The organism is Lacticaseibacillus brantae DSM 23927, from assembly GCF_001436115.1.
Classification (GTDB): Bacteria; Bacillota; Bacilli; order Lactobacillales; family Lactobacillaceae; genus Lacticaseibacillus; species Lacticaseibacillus brantae.
The window spans coordinates 1-1704 of the sequence record NZ_AYZQ01000010.1 but is presented as its reverse complement, the minus strand read 5'-3'; the positions used below and the strand labels follow the sequence as shown (position 1 = coordinate 1704).

General features: G+C 50.5%; 1 rRNA gene. It reads left to right on the top strand.

Features of this window, described 5'->3' with window-relative positions:
• The first annotated feature begins 67 nt into the window (after positions 1 to 67).
• Positions 68 to 1640 (top strand): 16S ribosomal RNA (locus FC34_RS09455).
• Positions 1641 to 1704: the final 64 nt, after the last annotated feature.

The window sequence follows — 1704 nt, the reverse complement described above, 5'->3', positions numbered from 1 at the left end:
AAATCGGAGAATTAAGCAACATACAACGAAGTCAATTCGCTAGTATTAACAATAAGAGTCACAAACTTTATATGAGAGTTTGATCCTGGCTCAGGATGAACGCTGGCGGCGTGCCTAATACATGCAAGTCGAACGAGTTCGCGTTTATGATGGCGGTGCTTGCACCAATAGATTAAACATTTGAACGAGTGGCGGACGGGTGAGTAACACGTGGGTAACCTGCCCTAAAGTGGGGGATAACATTTGGAAACAGATGCTAATACCGCATAAACCTCAAAAGCACATGCTTTTGAGTTGAAAGATGGCGTAAGCTATCGCTTTTGGATGGACCCGCGGCGTATTAGCTAGTTGGTGAGGTAAAGGCTCACCAAGGCTGTGATACGTAGCCGACCTGAGAGGGTAATCGGCCACATTGGGACTGAGACACGGCCCAAACTCCTACGGGAGGCAGCAGTAGGGAATCTTCCACAATGGACGAAAGTCTGATGGAGCAACGCCGCGTGAGTGAAGAAGGTTTTCGGATCGTAAAACTCTGTTGTTGGAGAAGAACGTACGTGAGAGTAACTGTTCACGTAGTGACGGTATCCAACCAGAAAGCCACGGCTAACTACGTGCCAGCAGCCGCGGTAATACGTAGGTGGCAAGCGTTATCCGGATTTATTGGGCGTAAAGCGAGCGCAGGCGGTTTTTTAAGTCTGATGTGAAAGCCCTCGGCTCAACCGAGGAAGTGCATCGGAAACTGGGAAACTTGAGTGCAGAAGAGGACAGTGGAACTCCATGTGTAGCGGTGAAATGCGTAGATATATGGAAGAACACCAGTGGCGAAGGCGGCTGTCTGGTCTGTAACTGACGCTGAGGCTCGAAAGCATGGGTAGCGAACAGGATTAGATACCCTGGTAGTCCATGCCGTAAACGATGAATGCTAGGTGTTGGAGGGTTTCCGCCCTTCAGTGCCGCAGCTAACGCATTAAGCATTCCGCCTGGGGAGTACGACCGCAAGGTTGAAACTCAAAGGAATTGACGGGGGCCCGCACAAGCGGTGGAGCATGTGGTTTAATTCGAAGCAACGCGAAGAACCTTACCAGGTCTTGACATCTTCTGCCAACCTAAGAGATTAGGCGTTCCCTTCGGGGACAGAATGACAGGTGGTGCATGGTTGTCGTCAGCTCGTGTCGTGAGATGTTGGGTTAAGTCCCGCAACGAGCGCAACCCTTATTACTAGTTGCCAGCATTTAGTTGGGCACTCTAGTGAGACTGCCGGTGACAAACCGGAGGAAGGTGGGGACGACGTCAAATCATCATGCCCCTTATGACCTGGGCTACACACGTGCTACAATGGATGGTACAACGAGTTGCGAGACCGCGAGGTTTAGCTAATCTCTTAAAGCCATTCTCAGTCCGGACTGTAGGCTGCAACTCGCCTACACGAAGTCGGAATCGCTAGTAATCGCGGATCAGCATGCCGCGGTGAATACGTTCCCGGGCCTTGTACACACCGCCCGTCACACCATGAGAGTTTGTAACACCCGAAGCCGGTGGGGTAACCTTTTAGGAGCTAGCCGTCTAAGGTGGGACAGATGATTAGGGTGAAGTCGTAACAAGGTAGCCGTAGGAGAACCTGCGGCTGGATCACCTCCTTTCTAAGGAATATTACGGAAACCTACACATGAAACTTTGTTTAGTTTTGAGAGGATTACTCTCAAA